This is a genomic window from Streptomyces sp. NPDC005402, from assembly GCF_040606575.1.
Taxonomy (GTDB): domain Bacteria; phylum Actinomycetota; class Actinomycetes; order Streptomycetales; family Streptomycetaceae; genus Streptomyces.
On the sequence record NZ_JBEXFB010000012.1, the window covers coordinates 237781 to 257514 of the forward strand.

A 19734-nucleotide genomic window follows, 5' to 3' on the forward strand; every position below is an offset into this window, starting at 1 on the left:
TGACGGACACCGGCGGGAAATCTCCCCGGAATTCGCTGTCAACCGTCCGCGGGAGGTGGGCAACTCTTGCACAGACCGACAGCGATGGGGAGAGGAGCGCAGGTCATGGCACGAACCGGTCAGCACCGGCTACGGCGCGTCGCGATCGCCGTACTGCTCCTCGCACCCGCCGCGGGACTGCTGTGGGTCCCGATGTACGCCGGTGCGGAGCCGCGCCTGGCGGGCACGCCGTTCTTCTACTGGTACCAGCTCGCCTGGGTGCCGGGGTGCGGCCTGTGCCTGCTCGCCGCGTATGCACTGTCGGACCGACGTCGCCGCTGAGCCCTACTGATCTCGCACCACTCCTGGTGAGGAGCCGCCATGCCCGAAACCGTCCTTCAGCCTGCCCTTGAGGCGCCTGAAAAGTCGCGTATGTCGCCCCGGTCGATGCTGCTGTGGGCCGTCGTCGCGCTGCTCGGCGCGGTCGCCTGGGGCGTGCTCGCACTGGCCCGGGGCGAGAAGATCTCCGCGGTCTGGCTGGTCGTCGCCGCGCTCGGCTCGTATGCGATCGCCTACCGCTTCTACTCCCGCTTCATCGCCCGCCGCGTCCTGCAACCGGACGACCGCCGCGCCACCCCGGCCGAACGGCTCGAGGACGGCGTCGACTTCCACCCCACCGACAAGCGGGTCCTGCTCGGCCACCATTTCGCCGCGATCGCGGGCGCCGGACCGCTGGTCGGCCCGGTCCTCGCGGCCCAGATGGGATACCTGCCCGGCACCCTGTGGATCGTCGCCGGAGTGATCTTCGCGGGGGCCGTACAGGACATGGTCGTGCTGTTCCTGTCCATGCGCCGGGACGGAAAGTCGCTCGGGCAGATGGCCCGTGACGAGATCGGGCGGGTGGGCGGCGCGGCCGCGCTGATCGCCGTCCTCGTCATCATGATCATCCTCCTGGGTGTGCTGGCCCTGGTCGTGGTCAACGCCCTCGCCCACTCCCCGTGGGGCACCTTCTCCGTCGCGATGACCATCCCGATCGCCCTGTTCATGGGCTTCTGGCTGCACCGCATCCGCCCCGGCCGGGTCGTGGAGACCAGCTTCATCGGCGTGGCGTTGCTGCTGCTCGCGATCGTCGGCGGCAGCTGGGTGCAGAACTCCTCGCTCGCGCCGGCCTTCACGCTCAGCCCCACGACCCTGGTCTTCTGCCTGATCGGCTACGGCTTCGTCGCCTCCGTCCTCCCGGTCTGGATGCTCCTCGCCCCGCGCGACTACCTCTCCACCTTCATGAAGATCGGCACGATCGGACTGCTCGCGGTGGGGGTCGTGGTCGCCGCCCCGGTGCTGCGCGCGGACGCGGTGAGCGACTTCGCCACCTCGGGCGCCGGGCCGGTGTTCGCGGGCTCCCTGTTCCCCTTCCTGTTCATCACCATCGCCTGCGGCGCGCTGTCCGGCTTCCACGCCCTGGTCTCCTCCGGCACGACACCGAAGCTGATCCGGAAGGAGTCACAGGTCCGCCTCATCGGTTACGGCGCCATGCTGATGGAGTCGTTCGTCGCGATCATGGCGCTGATCGCCGCGGCGACCCTGGAGCCCGGCCTGTACTACGCGATGAACGCCCCGGCGGGACTGCTGGGCACGACGGCCGAGTCGGCGTCGCACGCGGTCGCCGGTCTCGGCTTCACCATCACGCCCGACCAGTTGACCCACGCGGCCAGGGCGGTCGAGGAACAGTCGTTGATCGCCCGCTCCGGCGGCGCCCCGACCCTCGCGGTCGGCATGTCGGAGATCTTCTCCGGGGTGTTCGGCGGTACGGCCATGAAGGCCTTCTGGTACCACTTCGCGATCATGTTCGAGGCGCTGTTCATCCTGACGACGGTGGACGCGGGCACCCGGGTCGGCCGCTTCATGCTCCAGGACCTGCTCGGCAACGTGTGGAAGCCGGCCGGCCGGGTCAACTGGAAGCCGGGCATCTGGCTGTGCAGTGCTCTGGTGGTCGCGGCCTGGGGCTACTTCCTGTACACCGGCGCGACCGACCCGCTCGGCGGAATCAACCAGCTCTTCCCGCTCTTCGGTATCGCGAACCAGCTGCTGGCCGCCATCGCCCTGGCCGTGTGCACCACGGTCCTCGTCAAGTCCGGGAAACTGCGCTGGGCGTGGGTCACCGGGATCCCGCTGGCCTGGGTGGTCGCGATCACCTTCACCGCGGGCTGGCAGAAGATCTTCTCCGGCGATCCGCGCGTCGGGTTCTTCGCCCAGCGGGCCAAGTACGCGGACGGCATCGACGCGGGCCAGGTGCTGGCCCCCGCCAAGACCCTCGATGACATGCACACCGTGGTCACCAACTCCACGGTCGACGGGGTGCTGATCACCGTATTCCTGCTGCTGGTCGCGATCGTGATCGTCAACGCGGGGGTGGTGTGCGCACGGGCCGTCCGGGCGCCGGGGGCGTCGAAGACCACCGAGGCGCCGTACGTCGAGTCGCGGATCGACGTGCCCGAGCGGGCCGGTGAGGAGCTCGCGGGAGTGCGCTCGTGACAGTGACAGTGACAGTGACAGTGACAGGGACAGTGGCGGTGGCGGTGGCGGTGGCGGTACGGCGATGGGCGGGGGCCGTCCGCTGGTACCTGCGGGAGCTGACCGGGGAGGCGGAGTACGACCGTTACCGCGAGCGGCATCTGCGCCACCATCCGCTCGCGCCGGTACCGAACCGGCGGGAGTACGAGGTGCTGCGCACTCGGCATCGGGAGGCTCATCCGCAGGGGCGGTGCTGTTGAGGCCGCTGTCGCGGATGGCGGGGTGGGCGTACGGCCCACCCCGCAGGCCCCACTCACCTTTGGGATCGAGATGTTCAGACGCCGTACCGCCCTGTTGGTCCACCCCGCGCTGGACGACGACGCGCTGCACGCGGCTCTGACCGAGCTGCGGCCCACGCTTCAGTCGCACGGTCTCGGCGCGGGGTCCAGCCGCCCGCTCTGGCAGCCGGTCGCCGAGTTGCTGCGGGACACGGGGAGGGACTGGGACCGCCGGTGGCACCGGATGTCCGTACTCGCGCACCTCTTGCCGGTATCGGTGTGCGAGCGGTGGATCACCGAACGGCCCGGTGACGGGGACGCGCTGGTGTTGCGGGCCTGCGTACGGTGCGTGCGTCGGGCCCCCGCCGAAGGGTGGGCCGCCGTCCAGGACGCCGAACGGGCGTGTCTGCGTGCCGCCGAGGCCTGCCCGGAGGATCCGACGCCCTGGCTGGCCCTCCTGGGGCTGCTGCACTCCCTCGCCGTGCCGCTCCGGGACGCCGTGCCCGTCTGGACCGAGGCCGTCACCCGTGCCCCGTGGCACCGGGGCGCCTACCACCGGCTGCTGAACTATCTGTCCCCGCGCGGACACGGCTCGGTCGCCGACATGATGGACTTCGCCGGGCAGGGCGCCGCCCGAGCCCCGCACGGCTCACCGCTCGCCCTGCTGCCCGTGGCGGCCCGCGTCGAACTCGTCGCCCACCGGCAGCGGCAGATGTCCCTCGGGGCCGACAGCCACTGGAACGAAACCCGGGCCGGCGCCGAGATCGAGTCGGCCCTCACCGACTGGTTCCACACCGCCGCGGCACCGCACGCCGAGGCCGTCGCCGACCTCAACATCCTGGCGTTCGCACTCGTCCGCGCCCACCGTCCGACCGACGTGGCATCCGTGTTCCGGCGGCTCGGTCGCCATATGACTCCGCACCCGTGGGAGCTGCTGCCGGAGCCGGAGCGCACGTTTCTCGATTGGCGGGACCGTCCGGGGCGGTGAGGCGGAGGGTGCTTCGGGGCCGGGACCACATGGTCGAAGGGACGCGTCGCCTTGTTTGTGCGGCGCGGCCGGGCCGGTGGGTCACACCGTGGCCGGCTCGGCCTCCGTCGCGCCTTCCCGCTCCGCCTTCTCCCGGCGGTCGCGGAGCTCGCGCCGCACCAGGACGACCCATCCGATCGGAACGCCGACGGAGAACAGCCACCACTGGATGGCGTAGGCGTAGTTCAGCGCGGCGTCCTCCTTGCCGGGATCACCGCCGATCAGTTCCGGGCTGTCACCCTTCGGCTCGGGTGCCGTCTGGGCGATGTAGCCGCCGAGCACCGTGGCTCCCAACCGCTCGGCCTCCTGCTCGCTGTTGATCAGCATGACCTGCCGGTCCGGCAGCCCCTTGAGGTTCTTGATGCCGCTCGCCGCGGTCGTCTCGTCGGGCATCAGCCGCCCGGTGACGGTGATCTCCCCCTTCGGGGGAGCGGGGACCTTCGGGAACGCCGTCTGGCTCGGACCGTTCGCGGGAATCCAGCCCCGGTTGACCAGCAGCACCTTGCCGTCGTCGAGGACGAAGGGGGTAAGGACGTGGTAGCCGACCTCGTCGTCGGAGTTGGTGCGGCGCCGGACGACGACCTCGCCGTCGGTGTCGAAGTGCCCCTTCGCGGTCACGCTGCGATACCGGTCGTGGGTGGTGACCGCGTGTCCGGGCGAGGTCATCCGCTCCACGGGCACCGGCTTCGCGGACATGGCGTCCGAGACCAGCTGGTTGCGGGCGGTGCGCTCCTCGTAGCGGTGCATCTGCCAGATGCCCAGCCTGATCATCGTGGGGATGAGGAGGAGGGCGACCAGCGTGAGGATCACCCACTGCCGGGACAACAGGAAGCGGTACACCCCACGACCGTACAACTCGGACCGTGGGGTGTACGCACAGGGGTGTGGTCGGACCCGGTCGACGACGCCCACCCGATGGGGCGCTGTCGGCTTGCGGATGCCGGCCCCGCCCCTGACGATTCGGCTTATGACACGTTGCGAAGTGTGTGGGAACGACTACGAGCTGGCGTTCACCGTCGAGACCCGGGACGGGGCCCGCCACGTCTTCGATTCGTTCGCCTGCGCGATCCACCGCATGGCCCCCATCTGCGAGCACTGCCGGGTGCAGATCATCGGCCAGGGTGTCGAGGTGGACGGTCACTGGTTCTGCGGCGCGCATTGTGCCCGCGCGGAGGGCAGGACCGGCATCGTGGACAAGATCGGCTCCGCTGTGTAGCCGACGCCCGCGGGTGTCGCAGGGACTCTCACGGATTCCGAAAGGACCGTACGATCACCCCTCCGACGCCGGCTCCACATCCCGGAGCAGCTGCCCGAAGGCCGCCTCGTCGACGACCGGTGTGCCGAACTGCCGGGCCTTGACCACCTTGGACGTGCCCGAGTCCGGGTCGTTGGTGACGAGCAGACTGGTCAGCCGGGAGATGCTGGTGGCGACATGCAGCCCGGCCTCGATCGCCCGGTCCTCCAGGAGGTCGCGTTCGGTCGAGGTGTCCCCGGAGAAGGCGATCCGCATGCCCTGTTTGAGCGGTTTGCCGTCCTCGTACCGCCCCGGGTTGGGGTAGGGGCACGCGGGCCGCTTGCGCGTGGGCCGCCAACTGGTCGGCCGATAGCTGCTGTAGCCCGTCGACTGCCGGGGCACCGCCCGGTCCGTCCACTCGGTCAGCGGCCGGCACTCGTGCAGCGGCAACCGCACGCTTCGCGCGGCGGCGTCCCGCAGGCTCGGCCGGAACGCCTCCGCGAGCACGCGCGCGTCGTCGAGGGCGTGGTGCGCCCGCTGCTGTACGACGCCGAAGTGGGCCGCCAGCGACTCCAGCTTGTGGTTGGGCAGCGGCAGGCCGAGTTCCTTCGACAGGACGATGGTGCACAGCCGTTGACTCACCGGCGCCACCCGGCCCGCGCGCGCGTACTCGCGGGCGATCATCTGCCAGTCGAAGACGGCGTTGTGCGCGACGAGCACGCGACCGTCCAGGCGCGCCGAGAACTCGTCGGCGATGTCCTGGAAGAGAGGGGCGCCTTCGAGTGCCTCACTCGTCAGCCCGTGGATCCAGACGGGGCCCGGGTCGCGCTCCGGATTGACCAGCGTGTACCAGTGGTCCTCGACCTCACCACGGGCGTCCAGCCGGTAGACGGCCGCGGAGATTATGCGGTCGTCGCGGGCCAGGCCGGTGGTCTCCACGTCGACGACCGCGTATCCCTGCGGATACGCGGCCGGCCACGCTGTGGGGGAGGACGCTGCGGTCGTCTGGTCTTCGAGCATGGTTCATGAGGATACGGGCCGCGACTGACAGTCCCTCACGACGGCGTCGGTACCGGGCTCGAGACGACCGGGGTGCGATCCTCCGGGGATGACCGAAGAGGGTGTGAGCGGACCGGCGCACGGCGAGGCGCACGGCGGTGGGCTCGGCACCCGCCTCAACTGGCTGCGCGCGGCCGTACTCGGCGCGAACGACGGCATCGTCTCGACGGCGGGTCTCGTCGTCGGCGTGGCCGGCGCGACGAGCGACCGCGCGGCGTTGCTGACGGCGGGTCTGGCGGGGCTGCTGGCCGGCTCGATGTCCATGGCGGCCGGGGAGTACGTGTCCGTGTCGACCCAGCGCGACTCCGAGATGGCCGCGTTGGCTGTGGAGAAGCGGGAACTTCGCGAACAGCCCGAGGCGGAGCTCGAGGAGTTGACGGAGCTTCTCCAGGAACGCGGCCTGTCCCGTGACGTGGCCCGTGAGGCGGCGGAACAACTGACGGAACGTGACGCGCTCCGGGCGCACGCACGCGTGGAGCTCGGCATCGACCCGGACGAACTGACGAACCCCTGGCACGCGGCCTGGGCGAGCTTCCTGGCGTTCACGGCGGGAGCACTGCTGCCGCTGCTCGCCATCGTGCTGCCCCCGCCGGGATGGCGGGTGCCGGTGACCGTGGTGTCGGTGGTGGCGGCCCTGATGCTGACGGGGTGGAGCAGCGCACGACTGGGGGCGGCGGACGCCGGGCGGGCGGTGATGCGCAATGTGGGGGGCGGGGTCTTGGCGATGGGCGTCACGTACGGGGTGGGGGTGTTGTTGGGGGCGGCGGGGGTCGGTTGACGCCCCGGCACAGCAACTGCACCCGTTCCTCCCGCCGCCGGCACCCGTTGGCGGAGATCGCCAAGAAGCAAGCGCGTACCACCGTTAATACTTGTGGGTAACAACGTCTAGCCGTGCCTCACCGGCGGTTCTACGGTGCTCGCATGCCGAACCTCCCCGACGTCGTGGTCTGGTCCATCCCCGCCTTCGTGCTGCTCACCGTCATCGAAATCATCAGCGTCCGCATCCATCCCGATGAGGACGCGGCCGGCTACGAGACGAAGGACGCCGCCACCAGCATCGGCATGGGACTCGGCAGCCTCGTCTTCGACTTCCTCTGGAAGATCCCGATCGTCGCGACCTACACGGCGATCCACGAACTCACGCCGCTCCGCGTCCCCGTCCTGTGGTGGACCATCCCCCTGATGTTGCTCGGGCAGGACTTCTTCTACTACTGGTCCCACCGCGGTCACCACGTCATCCGCATCCTGTGGGCCTGCCACGTCGTCCACCACTCCAGCCGGAAGTTCAACCTCACCACCGCGCTGCGCCAGCCCTGGACGACCCTGACCGTCTGGCCGTTCTACGTCCCCCTCGTCGCCGCCGGCGTCCACCCGGCCGCGCTCGCCTTCTGCTCCTCCGCGAACCTCGTGTACCAGTTCTGGATCCACACCGAACGCATCGACAAGATGCCCCGCTGGTTCGAGTTCGTGTTCAACACCCCCTCCCACCACCGCGTCCACCACGCGTCCCAGGGCGGCTACCTGGACCGCAACTTCGGCGGGATCCTCATCGTCTGGGACCGGCTCTTCGGCTCGTTCGTCGCCGAGACCGAACGACCCGTCTACGGGTTGACCAAGAACATCAACACGTTCAACCCGGTCAAGGTGGCCACCCATGAGTACGTAGCGATCATCAAGGACGTCAAGAAGGCACGGAGTTGGCGCGAGCGGGCGGGACGGGTCTTCAGGGGGCCCGGCTGGGCACCGGCACCGCTACCGGAGACGGCCGAGGAGACCGTGCCCGCGTGAGAATTCCGAGCGCGTACGGCAACCGCCGCATCCCCCGCGCAGTCCTCGCGGTGTTCGTCCTTGTCGCCGCCGTCGACCTCACCTCCCTGGCCACCGGCTTCACCCCGGGCCACAGCGTCGCCAAACCCCTCCTGATGCCCCTCCTCGCCGCGTACTGCGTCGTGTCCGGGGCGCCCCGGCTCCTGCTCGGCGCCCTTCTGTGCGGCTGGGCCGGTGACGTCCTGCTGCTGTCCGACGCCGACCCCGCCTTTCTCGCCGGCATGGCCTCCTTCGCGGCCGGCCACGTCTGCTACCTCGCGCTCTTCCAGACGTACGGCAGCCCCCGCGCGCGGGTCGGACTCCTCGCGCCCGCCTACGCCACCGCCCTCGTCGTCACCGTCGTCGCCCTGTGGCCGCACCTGCCCGCCGGACTGCGCGTGCCCGTCGCCGGCTACAGCGTGCTGCTCACGGCGATGGCGTGCGCGTCGGCCGTGCGGTTCGGGGCGCTCACCGGAGTCGGCGGCGCGCTCTTCCTCCTCTCGGACACCCTCATCGCGACCGGCGTCGCCGACCGGCCCCCACTCCCGCGACCCGATTTCTGGATCATGCTCACGTATGTCGCCGCGCAGTTCCTGCTGGCCGGTGGCACACTCCGAGCCCTCGAAGCGCGCCCGGGACCGATGGCGACGTACGGTGAGATGCGCTCGACCACCCCCTGAGCGCCGCCACGACCTCGCACGAGAAGGACCCTCGCCATGCGCGCCACCACCATCCACGCCCCCTACGACATGCGGGTGGAGGACGTGCCCGAGCCCGTGGTGCAGCTGCCCACCGACGCCGTGCTCCGGGTGCTGCGCGCCTGCATCTGCGGCAGCGACCTGTGGGCCTACCGCGGCGAGGCGGCCCGGCAGGCGGGGCAACGGATCGGCCACGAGTTCCTCGGCGTCGTGGAGGAGACCGGCTCCGAGGTCGCCACCCTCAGGCGGGGTGACCTCGTCGTCGCGCCCTTCATGTGGTCCGACGGCGTCTGCGACTACTGCCGCGAGGGCCTGACCACCTCCTGCGAGCACGGTGGGTTCTGGGGTTCCGTCGGCTACGACGGCGGCCAGGGCGAAGCCGTCCGCGTCCCCTTCGCCGACGGCACCCTCGTACGGCTGCCCAAGGAGGCGGCCTCCGACGACCGGCTGCTGTCCTCCCTGTTGACCCTCTCCGACGTCCTGGGCACCGGACACCACGCGGCCCTCGGCGCCGGAGCCCGCCCGGGTGCCACGGTCGCCGTCGTCGGTGACGGGGCCGTCGGCCTGTGCGCGGTGCTCGCCGCCAAGCGGCTCGGGGCCGAGCGGATCATCGCCCTGGGCCGCCACCAGGTCCGCACCGACATCGCGCGCCGCTTCGGTGCCACGGACGTCGTCGCCGAGCGCGGGGACGCGGCCGTCGAGGCCGTCCGCGAACTCACCTGCGGTCAGGGCGCACACGCCGTCGTCGAGGCCGTCGGCACCGAACAGTCCATGCGTACGGCTGTCGGTATCACCCGCGACGGCGGCGCCATCGGCTTCGTCGGCGTGCCGCACGGCAGCGGCACGGGCGTCGACCTCGGCGTCCTGTTCGACCGCAACATCGCGCTGCGCGGCGGGGTCGCGCCGGTCCGCGCCTACATCCCCGAACTGCTCCCCGACGTCCTGGACGGCACCGTCGACGCCTCACCCGTCTTCGACATGACCGTCGGCCTGGAGGGCGTCCCCGACGGCTACAAGGCGATGGACGAGCGCACCGCGCTCAAGGTCCTCGTCACCAACTGACGCGCACCGAGCGGCTTTCACCAGCGGATCGGCAGCGGCAGCGCCGTCAGCAGCCCCGACACCCCGACCACCAGCCCCAGGGCGACGACCTCCACGCGCGCGGGGGCACAGGCGGTCAGCGGGTCGGGGGCGCGGCGCAGCCGGGTCCGGGCCCACAGGGCGAGCGCGGCGACGACCGCCACGAGGAGCACCTTGGCGAGCAGGGTGCGCCCGTACGCCGTGTCCGTCAGCTGCTCCAGGATCGTGCCGGGCGGCATCCGGCGCAGCGAACTCCACACACCGGTCGCGGAGACGGCGGCGAGCAGAACGGCCGCCACGCGCGCGTAGCGCCCGAGCAGCGCCGCGCCAGGCTCCGCTGAGCCCCAGCGGCGCAGCGTCCGCAGCACCTGCAGGAGCCCGCCCGCCCACAGCGCCGCGCACGTCAGGTGAACCACCGTGAGCCCGGAGCCGACCAGTGGACTGTGCTCGGTCGCGGGATGCGCGCGCAGGGCCTCCGCCACCACCACGGCGGACAGGGGCCACACCTGGACGGCCGGGCGGCCCGAACGGGCGCACAGAGCGGCCACCAGGAACGCGTTGACCTCCAACAGGGCCGACTGGCCGTCGCGTGACGCGTACAGGCCGCCGACGTCGATCTCGGAGAGGCCGTGGGGCACCAGATCGCCCGTCGCCACGACCGACGCCAGGCCCAGCGCGGCGACGAAACCGGCGCCGGCCGCGTAGGGAGCCCAGGAGCGCGGTGCGTCCTGGGGAGCGCCGGGCACCGAGCGGGCCAGTCGGCGCACGAACAGCTCGCCCAGCGGCACACACAAGGCTGCGAAGAGCACCGTCCGTAGCAGGGCCACCCCGCCGGCCCCGGGCGCGGCGGCCTCCCCGGTGCCGTGCAGCGCGGCGGACGGCCCGAACAACGGTATCGCCAGGGCCAGTACCGCCAGGACGAGGACGGCGACCGCCCGACCGGTGCCGGGACGCCGCGGGGGGCCGCTCGCGCCGGTCACCTCGGAGGTGGGTCTTGTCAAGGTCACCGTACGATCCTGACCACAACGGACAGAACCGGGCAACTGCACGGAAACAAGTGGGGGTGCGGCATTCCACTCATACGTTCGTTTCCGGTGCCGCTGTCGGTTCAGGCCCGCTCAGTGCCAGCGCGCGGTATCCGTGCCCCATGGCACCGGCGGCCGGCCCCAGTCCACCGGGCCGCCCTCGAAGGCGACCGGCGACAGCGCGTACCGCAGCCGTCCGAGAGCGCTGTCCGTCTCCGACAACCAGGGCCCGGGACCGTCGTAGGAGCCGCTCCCGGCATCCTCCGTGGCCATGTCGTCCGTACCGTCCACGCCGTCCGTCAGCCACAGGGCCGTCCGCGCGAGTGCCAGCCGCACGAACCGGCTGCCGCCCTCGTATGACTGCTCGGTCAGCGCCCGCAACACGGCTGCCGCCAGCAGATAGCCCGTGCCGTGGTCGAGGGCCTGCGCGGGCAGCGCGCCCGGCCGCTCCGCCGAACCCTCCAGCACCGCGATCCCGGTGGCCGCCTGTACGAGGCTGTCGAAGCCCCGCCGCTCCCGCCAGGGCCCGTACGCGCCCCACGCCGACAACTGCGCGACGACCACCCCGGGCCGCCGCTCCGCCAGCGCCTCGGCGGACAGCCCGAACCGGTCCAGCGCGCCCGGCCGGTACCCGGTGACGACCACGTCCGCCGCCGCGAGCAGCTCCTCGAAGGTCTGCCGGTCGGTGGTCAGGTCCAGCGTGGCCGACCGTTTCCCGAGGCCGGTGTCGGCGTGCTGGTCCGGCAGTTCGGGAAGCCAGGGCGCGTCCAGGCGCAGGACGTCCGCGCCGAGCAGGGCGAGGGTGCGGGTGGCGACCGGGCCCGCGAGCACCCGTGTGAGATCCAGGACGCGCAGTCCTGCGGCCGGCAGCAGGGGAGAGGTGCCGATCGGCGCGAAGGCACGCACGCGTGCCGTGTCCAGTCGCTCCCGCTCGACCAGTGGTCGCTTTGCCACCTCGGCCGCCTGCGGATGTGCCGCCCACTTGGCGGGCGAACGCAGGGCGACGGCGAGACCTCCGGCCGCGTACACCGCTTCCTCGACGTCCAGGGCGGACCGCTCGGCGAGGGCCGCTTCGACGGCCGCCGCGTCCTCCGGTACCCCCAGCGCGTCGAGCAGCCGCGCCCGGTGGTGCGGGTAGTTCGCGTGCGTCCGCACCCACCCGTCCGCCGTCCGCCAGAACCGGGACAGCGGTGCGAAGTTGACCGGTGCGCGACCATTGATCAACAGGTGGCGCTCGCTCAGGAAAGCGGTGGCGACCGCCCCGTCGTCCACCCGTGCCGTCGGCACCTCGGCGAGTCCCGCCCGCCGCGCCGCGAGTCCGGCGGCGGCCGGCGCGCACTCGGCCACACAGGCCCGCGCCAGCCTCTGCACGGGAAGGCGCCCCTGGAGAGCGCCCTCCCGCACCACAAACTTGATTCCAGTCATGACTGCACTATGCAGTATTGACTCAATCAATATATGGCGGAGCCTTGATCGTCCCGCACCGCTACTTCGTCACCGCGTCGAGAGCGTCCACGGTGCCCCAGCCGTAGAAGCCGTTGCGGTTCTTGGCCCCCTCGCACACCGCGTCGACCTTGCCGTCGCCGTTGATGTCGTACGGGTCCGTGCACGGCGTGGCGTCGGCCTCGGCGTACAGCAGCGCCTTCACCAGGGCCGGCGGGGCGTACGGGTGCGTCGACTTGATCAGGGCCGCCACGGCAGCGGCGTGCGGCGAGGCCATCGACGTACCGGCCATGTAGCCCCACTTGCCGCCGGGCAACGTGCCCAGGATCAGACCGCTGGTCGCGGGCGGCGCGGGCGTCTGGTAGGCCGTCGAGTCACCGCCGGGCGCGGCGACGTCGATGGTGCCCAGGCCGTAGTTGGAGAACGACGACTTGATGCCCTTGGCGCCGGTCGACGCGACCGTCACGACACCCGGCAGCTGGGTCGGTATGTCGAAGCACTCCGACGGGTCGATCACCCGGTCCGAGGGCGTCCCGTCGTTCGGCGAGACCGGGTCGGTGATCTCGTCGGCCGCGAGGTCGTAGTTCTCGTTGCCGGCCGCGGCGACGTTGACCACGCCCCGCTTCTCCGCGTACCGCGAGGCCCGGGTGACCGCTTCCACCAGGGCCTTCTGGTCCGGGTCGTCGGTGCAGTTGAAGTACCACGGGTCGGTGTAATAGCTGTTGTTGGTGACGTCGACGCCGTGCGTGGCCGCCCACATGAAGCCGCAGACCACGGCCTCCGTGTAGAAGTAGCCGGCGGTGGTCGACACCTTGATGCCCGCCACCTTCACCCCGGGCGCCACGCCCGTCATGCCGACGCCGTTCTTGGCGGCCGCGATCTCACCGGCCACGTGGGTGCCGTGCGGGCTCTCCTCGGCGCTCGGCCGCCACGCCCCGTCGGTGGTGTCCGGCTTGCCCGTCACGCAGTTGACCGAGGCGGCCCGGTCGAAGTTGGGCGCGAGGTCCGGGTGGGTGTCGTCCACGCCGGTGTCGATCACGGCGACGGTCACCTTGCTGCTGCCGAGCGACTTCTCGTGCGCCTTGTCCGCCTTGATGGCGGGCAGGTCCCACTGCAACGACTCCAACGGGTCCTGGCCCGCGTCGGCGGCGGACCGCGCGGCGGCCATCTGCGCCGAACTGAGCGCCTTGGGCGTCCCCTCGTCGGTCGTCGACTGCGCGGGCAGCGGCGCGTTGCGCGTGTTGCCCGCCGACTCGACCCCGCGGACCTTGCGGATCGTCCTGGCGAAGTCGGGGTTCGACGAGTGGACGACGATCACGCCGATCCGGTCGTACGACGTCACGATCGTGCCGCCGGCCTTCGCGATGGCCTTCTTCACCTGGGCGGAAGGACCGTGCCCGGGACGGACGTTGACGACGTAGCTGAGCGCCGTCCCGTCCGCGGCGGCGGCGAGGACGTCACTGACGGCACCGGTGGCACCGGCGGCGGTGCCGGACAGGTCGGTCGCGGACGCCGTGGCGCCCGGCAGGAACGCCATGGCCGTCGCGATGGCCATACCGAGCGGGATCGCGAGCGTGCGCCGATAGCGCGGGTGGGGCCCAGTCATGATGAGAATCTCTCCAGTTCGTTCTCGGTACAGGTGGTCCGTGCGGGTGGTGCCGGGTCGGGCGAAGTCTCTTGCCGGGTGCGTCACTTGACCGCGCGCAGCGCGTTGACGATGCCGAAGCCGTAGAACCCGTTGGCCCGGGTGCCGCCCTCGCACACCGCGTCCTGCGTGCCGTCGCCGTCCTGGTCGTACGAGGCCGGGCAGCTCGTGGCGTCCGCCTGCGCCTTCAGCAGCGCCTGCAGCTGGGCCGGGCTCGCCTTCGGGTGCGTCGATTTCAGCAGCGCGGCGACGCCCGCGGCGTGCGGCGAGGCCATCGAGGTGCCCTGCAGGAAGCCGTACTCGCCGTTCGGCAGGGTGGACAGGATGCGGCCGTTCTGCGACGGCGTGTCCGGGATCTGGTAGAGCCGGTCGCCACCGGGCGCCGCGACATCGATGACGCCCTTGCCGTACGAGGAGTAGTACGACTTGAGGTTCTTGACGCCCGTCGCGCTGACCGTGACGACACCCGGCAGCTGTGTCGGTACGTCGAAGCACTCGTGCGGGTCGACGGTGCGCTCCACCGCGGTGGAGTCGTCGGGGCTGGAGGCGTCGACGATCGCGTCGGAGTCCAGGTCGTGGTTGGAGTTGCCCGCCGACGCCAGGCTGAGCGTGCCCTTCCTCTGGGCGTACAACTGCGCCCTGTTGACCGAATCAACAATGGCCCGCTGATCGGGGTCGTCCATGCAGTTGTACAGCCACGGATCAACGTAGTAGCTGTTGTTCGTGATCTCGACGCCGTGGTCGGCGGCGAACACGAACGCGCACACGACGCTCTCCGGGTAGAAGAGGCCGTTGCTGCGGTCGGTCACGTTGATGGCCGACACCTTCACGCCGGGCGCGACCCCGGCCACGCCGATGCCGTTGCGGGCCGCGGCTATCTCACCGGCGACATGCGTGCCGTGGTAGTCGTCCGCGGTGTACGGCCGCCAGGCGCCCGGGCTGGTGTCCGGGACACCGCCGTCGCAGTTGGCGGACTGGGAGGCGGAGAAGTTCGGCGCGATGTCGGGGTGGGTGTCGTCGACGCCGGTGTCGATCACGGCGACGGTCACCTTGCGGCTGCCGGGGTTGATCTTGGCGGCCTTGTCGGCGCCTATCGCGCGCAGGTCCCACTGGTCGGCCTCGAGCGGCTCGCTCTCCGGCGCGGCGGCCGAGGCCTTCGCGACCTTCGCGGCCTGCGCGTCCGACAGGAGTTGGACCGCGCCCTCGTCCGTCGTGGCCGCCGGTGTCAACGCCGAGGTGCGGGTGGCGCCGGCCGACTGCACCCCGCGCATCGTGCGGATCTTCTGGGCGAAGTCCGGCGCGGAGGAGTGGACGACGATCACGCCGATCTTCTCGTACGCGATCACGACAGTGCCGCCGGCCGCCGCTATCGCCTTCTTCACCGACGCGATCGTGCGGTGGTCCACCTTGGTGTTGACGACGTACGACAGGTTCGTCGCGTCCGCGGCCCGAGCCGTGGCCTGCACGGAGGGCGCGGCCGAGGCGGCCGAGGGCAGGAAGCCGAGCGAGGCCGTGAGGGACAGCACGACGGGCACGGCGAGCGCGACGCTGTGTTTTGAACGTATCGAACGTCTCGAACGTCTCGCACGTCCGGAACGCGGCTGGGACATGGGGTCTCCACATCATCCGGAAACGAAACCGGCCCGAGACACAGGTGTCGCTCGGGCAGGTACATGACGGGTGCTGCAGGCCGAAGCTATCTCCCGAAGTCGCTGGCCAGCAATGACTTCCCCAAGACGAGTTCGGAAAGAAGCAAAGCGAGTTGAACCGGTGCCAGCGCGGCGCCGTGACCTTGAACAGGGAACGCGAGGACACTCGCCCCCGATCCCCGTCACAACCGCACCGCAACGCGAGGAGACTCCGTGGCCACCGACGCACCGCCACCCTCGAAAGAGACGCACAAACTCCCCACCACCGAGGAGTTCACCGAGGTGCAGGAGAGCGCGGAGTTCGGTGAACTGCGCCGCTCCTACCGCTCCTTCGCCTTTCCGCTGACCGTCGGCTTCATCGCCTGGTACCTGCTGTACGTCCTGTTGTCCAACTACGCGGGCGACTTCATGGGCACCAAGGTCGTCGGCAACATCAACGTCGCTCTGGTCCTGGGCCTCGGTCAGTTCCTCACCACGTTCCTCATCGCCTGGTGGTACGCGCGGACCGCTGCCGCCCGCTTCGACCCCAAGGCCGACGCGATCAAGTCCCGGATGGAGGGCGGCGCATGAGCCCCGCGATCACCCTGGCGGCCGGCGAGGCCAGCGAGCACCGCCCGCTGATCATCAGCCTGTTCGCGGTCTTCGTCCTCGCGACCCTCGTCATCACGGTCTGGGCCGGACGGCAGACCAAGGACGCCTCCGACTTCTACGCGGGCGGACGGCAGTTCACCGGTTTCCAGAACGGCCTCGCCGTCTCCGGCGACTACATGTCCGCCGCCTCCTTCCTCGGCATCGCGGGCGCCATCGCCCTCTTCGGCTACGACGGCTTCCTGTACTCCGTCGGCTTCCTGGTCGCCTGGCTCGTCGCCCTGCTCCTGGTCGCCGAACCGCTGCGCAACTCCGGCCGCTACACGATGGGCGACGTCCTCGCGTACCGGATGCGCCAACGACCGGTCCGTACAGCGGCCGGCACCTCCACCATCGTGGTCTCGATCTTCTACCTGCTGGCCCAGATGGCGGGCGCGGGTGTCCTGGTCTCCCTGCTCCTCGGCATCACCAGCGACGCGGGCAAGATCGGCGTCGTCGCCCTGGTCGGCGTCCTCATGATCGTGTACGTCACCATCGGCGGCATGAAGGGCACCACCTGGGTCCAGATGGTCAAGGCCGTCCTCCTGATCGCGGGCGCTCTGCTGCTGACCTTCCTGGTCCTGCTGAAGTTCGACTTCAACATCTCCGACCTGCTGGGCTCCGCCGCCGACAACAGCGGCAAGGGCGCGGCCTTCCTGGAGCCGGGCCTGAAGTACGGCGCCACCGGCACCACCAAGCTGGACTTCATCTCGCTCGGCATCGCCCTGGTCCTCGGTACCGCCGGCCTGCCGCACATCCTGATCCGCTTCTACACGGTGCCCACCGCCAAGGCCGCCCGTAAGTCGGTCATCTGGGCCATCGGCCTCATCGGCGCCTTCTACCTGATGACCCTCGCCCTCGGCTTCGGCGCCGCGGCCCTCATCAAGCCGGACGAGATCATCGCCTCCAACAAGGCGGGCAACACGGCGGCACCACTGCTGGCCCTGCACCTCGGCGGCGTCGACTCCAACTGGGGCGCCATCCTGCTGGCCACCATCTCGGCGGTCGCCTTCGCCACCATCCTCGCGGTCGTCGCCGGACTGACCCTGGCCTCGTCCTCGTCCTTCGCGCACGACATCTACGCGAACGTCATCAAGCGGGGGCAGGCCACCGAGAAGCAGGAGATGAGCGCGGCCCGCTGGGCGACCGTCGGCATCGGCGCGGTCTCCATCCTGCTGGGCGCCCTGGCTCGCGACCTCAACGTCGCCGGCCTCGTCGCCCTCGCCTTCGCGGTCGCCGCCTCCGCGAACCTGCCGACGATCATCTACAGCCTCTTCTGGAAGCGGTTCACCACCAGCGGCGCCCTGTGGTCGATCTACGGCGGCCTCGTCACAGCCGTCGGCCTGGTGCTGTTCTCACCGGTCGTCTCCGGCAAGCCCAGCTCGATGTTCCCGGACGTCGACTTCCACTGGTTCCCGCTGGAGAACCCGGGCATCATCTCGATCCCGGTCGGCTTCCTGCTCGGCATCCTCGGCACCTACCTCTCCAAGGAGGAGCCGGACAAGGGCAAGTACGCGGAGCTGGAGGTCCGGTCGCTGACCGGCACCGGCGCCCACTGACACACCACTGCCGCGGCCGCCTCGTAGATCTCTACGAGGCGGCCGCTTCGTACGTCGTGGGATCGGGCCCTGTCGATGTCAGTGACGTCACGTAGGCTCGCAAGTGACGGAAACGATGGATCCCGCACTGATCCGCGACGAGGGAGGGGGCCCACGTGCTCATCGACACCTTTGGCCGGGTGGCCACCGACCTGCGCGTCTCGCTGACCGACCGGTGCAATCTGCGATGCACCTACTGCATGCCGGAAGAGGGCCTGCAGTGGCTGGCCAAGCCGGACCTGCTCACCGACGACGAGATCGTCCGCCTGATCGACATCGCCGTCACCTCCCTCGGTATCGAGGAGGTCCGTTTCACCGGCGGTGAGCCCCTGCTGCGCCCGGGCCTGGTCGGCATCGTGGAGCGGGTGGCGGCCCTGGAACCGCGCCCCCAGATGTCCCTGACGACGAACGGCATCGGCCTCAAGCGCACCGCCGCCGCTCTCAAGGCGGCGGGCCTGGACCGGGTCAACGTCTCCCTCGACACCCTCCGTCCGGACGTCTTCAAGACCCTCACCCGCCGCGACCGTCACAAGGACGTCCTGGAGGGCCTGGACGCCGCCCGCGAGGCGGGCCTGACCCCCGTCAAGGTGAACTCCGTCCTGATGCCGGGGCTCAACGAGGACGAGGCCCCCGACCTGCTGGCCTGGGCCGTGGAGCACGACTACGAACTGCGCTTCATCGAGCAGATGCCGCTCGACGCCCAGCACGGCTGGAAGCGCGACGGCATGATCACCGCCGGGGACATCCTGACCTCCCTGCGCACCCGCTTCGACCTCACCGAGGAGGGGGCGGAGAAGCGCGGCTCGGCCCCCGCGGAGCGCTGGCTGGTCGACGGCGGCCCGCATGTCGTCGGCGTCATCGCCTCGGTCACCCGTCCGTTCTGCGCGGCCTGCGACCGCACCCGCCTCACCGCCGACGGCCAGATACGCACCTGCCTGTTCGCCCGCGAGGAGACCGACCTTCGAGCAGCACTGCGCTCCGACGCCGGCGACGACGAGATCGCCCGTATCTGGCGCGAGGCGATGTGGGGCAAGAAGGCCGGCGCGGGCCTGGACGACCCGACGTTCGTCCAGCCGGACCGGCCGATGTCCGCGATCGGCGGCTAGGCCCCTTCGGGGGCCCGCCAGTCCTCGAACTTCACGACGTCCTTGAGGAAGCCTCGCACCCCGAGGAACTGCGACAGCTGCTCCCGGTGCTCCTCACAGGCCAGCCACGTCTTCCGCCGCTCCGGCGTGTGGATCTTCGGGTTGTTCCACGCGAGCACCCACACGGCGTCGGCACGGCAGCCCTTCGCGGAGCAGATCGGGGTCTCGTCACTCACGGATTTCGTCTCACAAGCGAGGGGAAAAGGCGACGCCGAGCAGCCACGGGGGGAGCTGCCCGGCGTCGGTCTGTCGCTCCGACGGGGGATGCGGAGCGCGTACGAAGTATGTCACGGGTAACCCTTGGCCCGGCACCGGAACAACATGATTGATCTGAGCTTTTCTTGAGCTTGGTGCCGAGCAGACTTGTCACGTCCGCTCGCGTGGTTCACCCCGGGGACCTGCCGTCGCTCCGCCCGTACCGCCTTCCGGCGCGGGTTCCGCGAAGTCGTCCTCGGCGCGCGGCGGCATGATCATCGGCCGGGTCGGCACGGTCACGAAGGTCGACGGCAGCGAAGGCGCGTTCTCCCGCCCCGCGTTGGCGATGACGACGGCGATATAGGGCAGAACCGCCCCCAGCACCAGCGCCACGATCGCGACGTGCCGTTCGACGTTCCAGAGGGTGGCCGCGAGCACCACCGACACCGTACGGACCGTCATCGAGATGACGTACCGGCGCTGACGTCCGCGCACGTCCTCCTGCAGGCTCGTCCGGGCCCCGGTGATCCGGAACACCTGGGCGCTGCCGCCGCCATGCTGCTTCCGCATCACATTCCACCATCCGCCCGCATCGGACTGCTCCCGGCTCCGCATCGGTTCCGTACCCGGTGGAGGTACCGGGCCCGGACAGCTTCCACGGTACGCCGCGCCTGCGCCGCCTACGAGACCGGGGCACCTCCCGCCCGGGCGGACGGCCTCATCCCCGGCACGTAC

The 19734-nt window shown here is 70.6% G+C and carries 20 protein-coding genes; 12 read left to right on the plus strand and 8 right to left on the minus strand.

Features of this window, described 5'->3' with window-relative positions; translation table 11 throughout:
* Positions 1 to 105: 105 nt before the first annotated feature.
* From ABZT02_RS24495 to ABZT02_RS24510, 4 genes are all read left to right on the plus strand, one after another.
* Entirely contained in the window at positions 106 to 321 is a 216-nt protein-coding gene (locus ABZT02_RS24495) for a DUF3311 domain-containing protein (RefSeq protein ID WP_356020621.1), read from the plus strand.
* A gap of 39 nt (positions 322 to 360) precedes the next feature.
* Positions 361 to 2511: a carbon starvation CstA family protein gene (locus ABZT02_RS24500; RefSeq protein WP_356020623.1), complete on the plus strand. Its 2151-nt coding sequence runs from the start codon at positions 361 to 363 to the stop codon at positions 2509 to 2511.
* 44 nt (positions 2512 to 2555) lie between these two features.
* A complete protein-coding gene (locus ABZT02_RS24505) occupies positions 2556 to 2750 on the plus strand; it encodes a YbdD/YjiX family protein (protein WP_356020737.1) in 195 nt (64 codons plus the stop codon).
* Positions 2751 to 2820: 70 nt separating this feature from the next.
* Positions 2821 to 3756, plus strand: a complete 936-nt coding sequence (locus tag ABZT02_RS24510; RefSeq protein WP_356020626.1) for a hypothetical protein — start codon at positions 2821 to 2823, stop codon at positions 3754 to 3756.
* Between the two features lie 81 nt (positions 3757 to 3837).
* Here the strand turns inward: ABZT02_RS24510 and ABZT02_RS24515 are convergent, their stop codons facing one another.
* A complete protein-coding gene (locus ABZT02_RS24515; protein ID WP_356020628.1) occupies positions 3838 to 4635 on the minus strand; it encodes an SURF1 family protein in 798 nt (265 codons plus the stop codon).
* A gap of 127 nt (positions 4636 to 4762) precedes the next feature.
* Between ABZT02_RS24515 and ABZT02_RS24520 the strand changes: the two genes are divergently transcribed.
* Positions 4763 to 5011: a hypothetical protein gene (locus tag ABZT02_RS24520; RefSeq protein WP_356020629.1), complete on the plus strand. Its 249-nt coding sequence runs from the start codon at positions 4763 to 4765 to the stop codon at positions 5009 to 5011.
* Positions 5012 to 5065: 54 nt separating this feature from the next.
* Here the strand turns inward: ABZT02_RS24520 and ABZT02_RS24525 are convergent, their stop codons facing one another.
* Entirely contained in the window at positions 5066 to 6049 is a 984-nt protein-coding gene (locus ABZT02_RS24525; protein WP_356020630.1) for a DEDDh family exonuclease, read from the minus strand.
* 88 nt (positions 6050 to 6137) lie between these two features.
* On the opposite strand from ABZT02_RS24525, the gene ABZT02_RS24530 reads away from it, so the two are divergent.
* The 4 genes from ABZT02_RS24530 (at position 6138) to ABZT02_RS24545 (ending at position 9654) form a co-directional block, all read left to right on the plus strand.
* Positions 6138 to 6866: a VIT family protein gene (locus ABZT02_RS24530; RefSeq protein WP_356020631.1), complete on the plus strand. Its 729-nt coding sequence runs from the start codon at positions 6138 to 6140 to the stop codon at positions 6864 to 6866.
* 143 nt (positions 6867 to 7009) lie between these two features.
* Positions 7010 to 7876: a sterol desaturase family protein gene (locus ABZT02_RS24535; RefSeq protein WP_356020633.1), complete on the plus strand. Its 867-nt coding sequence runs from the start codon at positions 7010 to 7012 to the stop codon at positions 7874 to 7876.
* Positions 7873 to 8574, plus strand: coding sequence for a lysoplasmalogenase (locus ABZT02_RS24540; RefSeq protein WP_356020634.1), 702 nt, complete (start codon positions 7873 to 7875; stop codon positions 8572 to 8574). Before ABZT02_RS24535 ends, ABZT02_RS24540 begins: the two co-directional genes overlap by 4 nt.
* Positions 8575 to 8610: 36 nt before the next feature.
* The gene (locus ABZT02_RS24545) at positions 8611 to 9654 is read left to right on the plus strand and encodes a zinc-dependent alcohol dehydrogenase family protein (protein ID WP_356020636.1); all 1044 of its coding nucleotides are present in this window, start codon (positions 8611 to 8613) and stop codon (positions 9652 to 9654) included.
* A 17-nt stretch (positions 9655 to 9671) separates the two neighbouring features.
* Here the strand turns inward: ABZT02_RS24545 and ABZT02_RS24550 are convergent, their stop codons facing one another.
* The 4 genes from ABZT02_RS24550 to ABZT02_RS24565 form a co-directional block, all read right to left on the minus strand.
* Complete coding sequence (locus tag ABZT02_RS24550; RefSeq protein ID WP_356020638.1) at positions 9672 to 10679, minus strand: CopD family protein; 1008 nt, start codon at positions 10677 to 10679, stop codon at positions 9672 to 9674.
* 111 nt (positions 10680 to 10790) lie between these two features.
* Entirely contained in the window at positions 10791 to 12122 is a 1332-nt protein-coding gene (locus tag ABZT02_RS24555) for a CoA transferase (RefSeq protein ID WP_356020640.1), read from the minus strand.
* Positions 12123 to 12183: 61 nt separating this feature from the next.
* The gene (locus ABZT02_RS24560; RefSeq protein ID WP_356020642.1) at positions 12184 to 13746 is read right to left on the minus strand and encodes a S8 family serine peptidase; all 1563 of its coding nucleotides are present in this window, start codon (positions 13744 to 13746) and stop codon (positions 12184 to 12186) included.
* Between the two features lie 83 nt (positions 13747 to 13829).
* Positions 13830 to 15395 (minus strand): S8 family serine peptidase, encoded by a 1566-nt coding sequence (locus ABZT02_RS24565; RefSeq protein ID WP_356020644.1) that lies wholly within the window; start codon positions 15393 to 15395, stop codon positions 13830 to 13832.
* Positions 15396 to 15647: 252 nt separating this feature from the next.
* Here ABZT02_RS24565 and ABZT02_RS24570 point away from each other — a divergent pair, with 252 nt between their 5' ends.
* The 3 genes from ABZT02_RS24570 (at position 15648) to moaA (ending at position 18765) form a co-directional block, all read left to right on the plus strand.
* The gene (locus ABZT02_RS24570) at positions 15648 to 16004 is read left to right on the plus strand and encodes a DUF485 domain-containing protein (RefSeq protein ID WP_356020646.1); all 357 of its coding nucleotides are present in this window, start codon (positions 15648 to 15650) and stop codon (positions 16002 to 16004) included.
* Entirely contained in the window at positions 16001 to 17620 is a 1620-nt protein-coding gene (locus tag ABZT02_RS24575) for a cation acetate symporter (RefSeq protein WP_356020649.1), read from the plus strand. Before ABZT02_RS24570 ends, ABZT02_RS24575 begins: the two co-directional genes overlap by 4 nt.
* 155 nt (positions 17621 to 17775) lie before the next feature.
* Complete coding sequence (gene moaA, locus ABZT02_RS24580; RefSeq protein ID WP_356020651.1) at positions 17776 to 18765, plus strand: GTP 3',8-cyclase MoaA; 990 nt, start codon at positions 17776 to 17778, stop codon at positions 18763 to 18765.
* Here moaA and ABZT02_RS24585 read toward each other — a convergent pair.
* Positions 18762 to 18980, minus strand: a complete 219-nt coding sequence (locus ABZT02_RS24585) for a hypothetical protein (protein ID WP_356020653.1) — start codon at positions 18978 to 18980, stop codon at positions 18762 to 18764. The genes moaA and ABZT02_RS24585 overlap by 4 nt on opposite strands.
* 190 nt (positions 18981 to 19170) lie before the next feature.
* The gene (locus ABZT02_RS24590; RefSeq protein ID WP_356020655.1) at positions 19171 to 19569 is read right to left on the minus strand and encodes a DUF3099 domain-containing protein; all 399 of its coding nucleotides are present in this window, start codon (positions 19567 to 19569) and stop codon (positions 19171 to 19173) included.
* Positions 19570 to 19734: the final 165 nt, after the last annotated feature.

Coding starts and splice junctions, on each gene's coding strand:
- ABZT02_RS24495 (WP_356020621.1), top strand. CDS start 106: ATGGCACGAACCGGTCAGCACCGGCTACGGCGCGTCGCGATCGCCGTA.
- ABZT02_RS24500 (WP_356020623.1), top strand. CDS start 361: ATGCCCGAAACCGTCCTTCAGCCTGCCCTTGAGGCGCCTGAAAAGTCG.
- ABZT02_RS24510 (WP_356020626.1), top strand. CDS start 2,821: ATGTTCAGACGCCGTACCGCCCTGTTGGTCCACCCCGCGCTGGACGAC.
- ABZT02_RS24520 (WP_356020629.1), top strand. CDS start 4,763: ATGACACGTTGCGAAGTGTGTGGGAACGACTACGAGCTGGCGTTCACC.
- ABZT02_RS24525 (WP_356020630.1), bottom strand. CDS start 6,049: ATGCTCGAAGACCAGACGACCGCAGCGTCCTCCCCCACAGCGTGGCCG.
- ABZT02_RS24530 (WP_356020631.1), top strand. CDS start 6,138: ATGACCGAAGAGGGTGTGAGCGGACCGGCGCACGGCGAGGCGCACGGC.
- ABZT02_RS24535 (WP_356020633.1), top strand. CDS start 7,010: ATGCCGAACCTCCCCGACGTCGTGGTCTGGTCCATCCCCGCCTTCGTG.
- ABZT02_RS24545 (WP_356020636.1), top strand. CDS start 8,611: ATGCGCGCCACCACCATCCACGCCCCCTACGACATGCGGGTGGAGGAC.
- ABZT02_RS24555 (WP_356020640.1), bottom strand. CDS start 12,122: ATGACTGGAATCAAGTTTGTGGTGCGGGAGGGCGCTCTCCAGGGGCGC.
- ABZT02_RS24560 (WP_356020642.1), bottom strand. CDS start 13,746: ATGACTGGGCCCCACCCGCGCTATCGGCGCACGCTCGCGATCCCGCTC.
- ABZT02_RS24565 (WP_356020644.1), bottom strand. CDS start 15,395: ATGTCCCAGCCGCGTTCCGGACGTGCGAGACGTTCGAGACGTTCGATA.
- ABZT02_RS24575 (WP_356020649.1), top strand. CDS start 16,001: ATGAGCCCCGCGATCACCCTGGCGGCCGGCGAGGCCAGCGAGCACCGC.
- ABZT02_RS24590 (WP_356020655.1), bottom strand. CDS start 19,569: ATGCGGAAGCAGCATGGCGGCGGCAGCGCCCAGGTGTTCCGGATCACC.